We start from the raw sequence: 4,998 nt of genomic DNA, 5'->3' as shown, positions 1-4,998 counted from the left end.
TGCCGCTTTTTCATAAAACGCAGTGATATTCAAGCAATCATTGAAGAGCATGGGCATGAGATAGTTTGGTTACCCCCTTATAGTCCAGACTTAAATCCTATTGAAAAGATGTGGGCTTGGATTAAGCAAATACGCAAAGAATGGCGGATGGATTGTATTGATACTTTATTCTTTTATCTGCTTTGGATTGGGTTGGGTTTTAGATGATTGCACTATAGCAGTGTTAGTAGCGATAGCAAATTTTTCCTTTATAACTGCATGGGCGGCTGAGTCAGTACAACTTATGGTCACAGGTGAAGCGTATCAACATACTGAAGCCTCTATTCAAGCAGGAATTTCAAATGCGCAAGTGGCATTACCCACTAGTCTAAATCATGGCAAAATTTATCAAGGTAAATTTGCAGATTTACCAAAAATCGAAGGAAAAGCCCCGGTTGTTATTTTCTTACATGGTTCTGCAGGTATCGATCCTAAATATGGTTACGATCATTGGCAAAAATGGTTAGCGGCGCATGGTATTGCCAGCTTTATTTTTGACAGTTTGCAATTAGAAAATAGATTGCGTTATCAATCACCAGCTGATAAAGAAATTTATGAAAAAGTGCACCAATTACGCAGCAGTGAAATTGGAATTGCCTTAGATGCGCTTAAAAAAACCTCTTGGGCAGAAACTAATAAACTCTTTTTAGCTGGAAATGCTGAAGGGGCTATCGCTGTTGCTCGTTATGATGGAGACGCTTTTTTAGGAAAATTGATTTACTCTTGGTCTTGCGAGGACAATTATTATGTCAAACATCATAATACCAGTTTAAAACCAACACCCGTTTTAAATATTATTGCTGATGCAGATAAATATTTCTCTCAAAAGAATGACTTTATTGGAAATACCTCTGCAACTGGCAACTGCGCTGCTACTTTTTCCACTGCTGAAAATGCTGATGTTTTCCAAGTCGTGCTTATTCCAAACGCGCCGCACAATGTATTAAATCTTCCTGCGGCACGTTCTGCCACTTTAGGCTTTATTGAAGATATTCTTCAACCTACTCAGCCATAAATAACGCTGATATAGCAGGGTTCCCACAAAATGCATATCGTACTTGAAGATAGTATGCTGTTTTCAAATTGGGTATTGAATTAACATTGTATGCATTTTTTAGGAAGTTGGCTATAGTATTAAAAAAGCCGTCTTTATCATACGGCTTTTTGTGTCGAGAGTAATGCTTATTCTTTATAGAGCTTAGGATTAAAGACATCTCGTAGCCAATCACCCAGTAAGTTTACTACCAGCGTCAAAACAATCAGCACAATTCCTGGAAACAACGTAATCCACCAGCTACCAGAAGTAATATAGTTAAAACCATTTGAAATCAAAGAACCTAAAGACGGTTTATCGGGCGGCATACCTAGCCCTAAGAAAGACAACGCCGCTTCGCTCATAACAGCATTGGCAATTTGCACGGTAGAAATCACCAAAATCGGCGATAAACAGTTGGGCAAGATATGGCGGAACATAATTCTTGGCGCACTAAAGCCCATGACTTTTGCCGCTTCCACATATTCTTTTGATTTCTCAGAAAGCGCGGTGGCACGAATGGTGCGTGCATATTGCGGCCACTCGGCTATCCCAATGATAATAATGAGTATCAGCACGGCATGATTGGCAAAAAACTCGTTACCAAAAGCGGTTTTAAAAATGGCGGAAATAATAATAGCGACCATTAGCGTTGAAAAAGACAGTTGCACATCGGCAATCCGCATCAACAAAGCATCTATCCAACCTCGATAATAAGCCGCGACTAAACCGACCACAACACCGATAAACATCTGCAAAGCGACTGCAAAAAGTCCGATAGAGAGTGAAGTTCTCAATCCGTATAAAATGGTAGAAAGAATATCTCTGCCTTGCTCATCGGTTCCTAGCAGAAAAGTTTGTTCCCCGCCTTCCATCCAGGATGGCGCCATTTCCGCATCCATAATGTCAATACTGGCTAAATCATAGGGATTATGCGGCGCGATTATAGGTGCGCACAGCGCAGCAATAATCATCGCCAGCAAAATGAGAAAAGAAAAAATAGCAACTTTATCGCGCTTAAAATAATAGAAAAAATCAGATTGTAGAAAACGATTCATCAGGCTTTCCCTCCCGCAACGGTAACTCTCGGGTCAATCAATCCATAGATGATATCCACAAGTGTATTTGTGAGCACAAATATAAAGCCTACAAAAATAATATAGGTGGTAATTAAAGGAATATCCGCACGATTAACTGCTTCTAAAAACATCAAGCCCATACCCGGCCATTGGAAAACGGTTTCCGTTAAAATCGTGTAGGCAATCATAGTGCCGAGTTGCACACCGCCAACGGTAATTACGGGTAATAAGGTATTTTTTAGCGCATGCTTATAATAAATCGTCTTTTCTTTCAGCCCTTTTGCCTTGGCAAAGCGGATATATTCTTGCCCTAAGCTTTCCATCATTTCGCTCCTAACTAAGCGAATAAATAACGGTAGCATAATGGTTGATAAGGCAATAGCAGGTAAAATCAAATGTTTAATACCGTCTATTGTGGTTAAGCCCGTTGTCCAATGTCCCATAATCTCCGTTACACTACCGCGTCCATAAGATGGTAACCAACCTAACCATTGAGAAAACACGAATAATAATAAAATAGCCGTTAAAAATACGGGGATAGAAATCCCTACCGTTGAAAGTCTCATAATAATTTTGGTTAATGCATTGCGCGGATGAATAGCCGCATAAATCCCAAGCGGAATAGAAAGTCCAATCACAATAATCGAAGAAGCTAACACTAACTCCAAAGTCGCTGGCAGTTTTTCTAAAATTACATCAATTGTCGGACGCTTAAAGAAATAGCTACTGCCAAAATCTCCATGCATGACGATACCTTGTAGATATTGCCAATATTGCGTTAGAAAAGGTTGGTTGAGTCCGAGCTTTTCCCGTAAGGCTAGTTTTTCAGTAGCAGAAGTCATTAGCCCCGTCATTTGGGCAACAGGGTCACCTAGTTTGCTTTGAATCGCAAACGCGATAAAGGAAATGGCTAACATCACGACAATGAGCTGTCCGATGCGTTTTAACAAAAAGGTAAACATATAGTTGTACTGAGATAGGGTTAATCTGAAAATGTTTGGTTATTTATTGAAAACTAGGCGCGCTCCCAGAGGGAGCGCTTGAAAATGTTATTCCTTAACTTTTAATTTTTCCCAATGCGGGAAGTTTTTCAAATTCACGATTTCAGGGAAATTCTCGAACTTCTTCGTATAGCCCCAGTTTAAATTTTCCCAGTGTAAAGGAATAAAGACGGTATCATCATATTCAATTTTAGATGCTTCTCGTAGCTGTGCGTTGCGCGCTTCGGTATTGGTATTTTTGTTTGCATCTTTAATCAGTTTGTCTAATGTTGGATTAGAATAGCCATTACAGTTATACGCGCCCATTCCTGTTTCAGGATCGCGCGTCATCGTTAAAAATTCGCTGTAATTAGCAGAATCGCCTGTATCAGAAGACCAACCAACCACTTGCAAACCCGCCGCGCATTTATCAAATTCATCCCAATATTGCGCTTTTGGCATTGTGGTTAAATTCACCTTAATATTGATTTTTGCCAACATCGCCGCCACACTTTGCGCAATCTTTTCATCGTTGACATAACGATTGTTGGGCGAAATCATCGTAACCGTAAAGCCTTTTTCCAAACCGGCTTCTTTCATCAGCGCTTTTGCTTTTCCCAAGTCATAACGTGGTTTTAAATCTGGATTATATCCGGTATAGCCTTCTGGTGAATTTTGCGCACCAACAGTCGCATTTCCACGCATAATTTTTTGCACAATACCTGCATTATTAACCGCATACGCCATCGCTTCGCGTACACGCTTATCCTTAAATTCTGGCACCACTTTTTGGTTAATTTGCACGGCTAACAAGCGGTCAGAAGCAATTGAATACAAATCATATTTCGGATTTTTCTCCACCGCCGCAATATCGGTTGGTGGCACAGGATAAATCCAATCCACATCACCAGATAGCAAAGCCGACACCCGCGTGGCATTTTCTTTAATTGGCACTAAAGTCACTTTTTCCACATTACCAGTATCTTTATCCCAGTAATCGGCAAATTTTTTATAGATTGATCTCACGCCCTGCTGACGACTTTCAAGCACAAAAGGTCCTGTTCCCGATTCATTCATAGAAGCAAATGTTCCTGCGCTTTTTTCCAAACGCGCCTTATCATTGCCCTTATCATCCTTACCGCTGTAGAACTTACTATCCATTACTGCCAAATAACTCATGGTTGGCAAAACCAAAGGATACGGCTCCTTCATCACCAAATCGACGGTGTGGTCATCTATCTTGCGGATTTCTAAATAAGGGTCAAAAATCGCCTTAAAATCTGCGGATTGCTTTTCGCGATTAAAACTGAAAATCACATCATCAGCGGTCATTTCATTGCCACTGTGGAACTTCACGCCCTTACGCAAATGAAAACGTATCACTGTTGGCTCCAACTGCTCCCAGCTTTCTGCCAAACGCGGTTCTACCTCTAATTTACTGTTATAGCGAACCAGCGGGTCAAATACCATGTTTAACATTTGCATCGTGTCTTGAGAAAGCTGCTCCATTGGATCCATAGAAACAGGGTCTGCATCATAGGCAATGGTAATATCCGCAGCAAATGTGCTAGCAAACGCACTAGCAAATGCCAAAGCAAACAAAGACTTCTTCATTTTCATTCTCTCTCCTTTCAGTTAGTTACATTAAAGCGCGTCAAAGCGCGGCATCAACGAGATGAGTTCTCGCGTATAGTCTTTTTGGGCAGCATCAAAAATCATGTCAGAATTCCCAACTTCCAATAACTGCCCAAAACGCATCACCCCAATTCGGTCGCACATCTGCCGAATCACAGGCAAATCATGACTAATAAACAGCATGGTCAAAGACAATTCGTCTTGTAAATCCTTTAATAAATTCAAAATTTGC

The 4,998-nt window shown here is 40.6% G+C and carries 5 protein-coding genes and 1 pseudogene; 2 read left to right on the top strand and 4 right to left on the bottom strand.

What is annotated here, in order from left to right:
• Both A5N85_RS17325 and A5N85_RS09760 read left to right on the top strand, forming a co-directional pair.
• On the top strand, positions 1-207 hold a 207-nt coding region (locus A5N85_RS17325; RefSeq protein WP_346243179.1), incomplete at its 5' end, for a transposase.
• Positions 158-1,054 carry a dienelactone hydrolase family protein gene (locus A5N85_RS09760; protein WP_211268144.1) on the top strand — a complete coding sequence of 299 codons (897 nt, stop codon included), beginning with the start codon at positions 158-160 and terminating at the stop codon, positions 1,052-1,054. The genes A5N85_RS17325 and A5N85_RS09760, both read left to right, overlap by 50 nt.
• Positions 1,055-1,221: 167 nt before the next feature.
• Here the strand turns inward: A5N85_RS09760 and A5N85_RS09755 are convergent, their stop codons facing one another.
• The 4 genes and pseudogenes from A5N85_RS09755 to A5N85_RS09740 all read right to left on the bottom strand — a co-directional run.
• Positions 1,222-2,130 carry an ABC transporter permease gene (locus A5N85_RS09755; protein WP_072577057.1) on the bottom strand — a complete coding sequence of 303 codons (909 nt, stop codon included), beginning with the start codon at positions 2,128-2,130 and terminating at the stop codon, positions 1,222-1,224.
• Entirely contained in the window at positions 2,130-3,113 is a 984-nt protein-coding gene (locus tag A5N85_RS09750; RefSeq protein WP_072577056.1) for an ABC transporter permease, read from the bottom strand. Before A5N85_RS09750 ends, A5N85_RS09755 begins: the two co-directional genes overlap by 1 nt.
• An 87-nt stretch (positions 3,114-3,200) precedes the next feature.
• The gene (locus tag A5N85_RS09745) at positions 3,201-4,751 is read right to left on the bottom strand and encodes an ABC transporter substrate-binding protein (protein ID WP_072577055.1); all 1,551 of its coding nucleotides are present in this window, start codon (positions 4,749-4,751) and stop codon (positions 3,201-3,203) included.
• Positions 4,752-4,775: 24 nt separating this feature from the next.
• Positions 4,776-4,998, bottom strand: a pseudogene (locus A5N85_RS09740) (ABC transporter ATP-binding protein); the annotation flags it as partial.

It is taken from the genome of Suttonella ornithocola (genome assembly GCF_001889065.1).
Lineage (GTDB): Bacteria > Pseudomonadota > Gammaproteobacteria > Cardiobacteriales > Cardiobacteriaceae > Suttonella_A > Suttonella_A ornithocola.
Note: the sequence above shows the minus strand (reverse complement) of the source record. Positions and strands in the feature narration are given on the sequence as shown.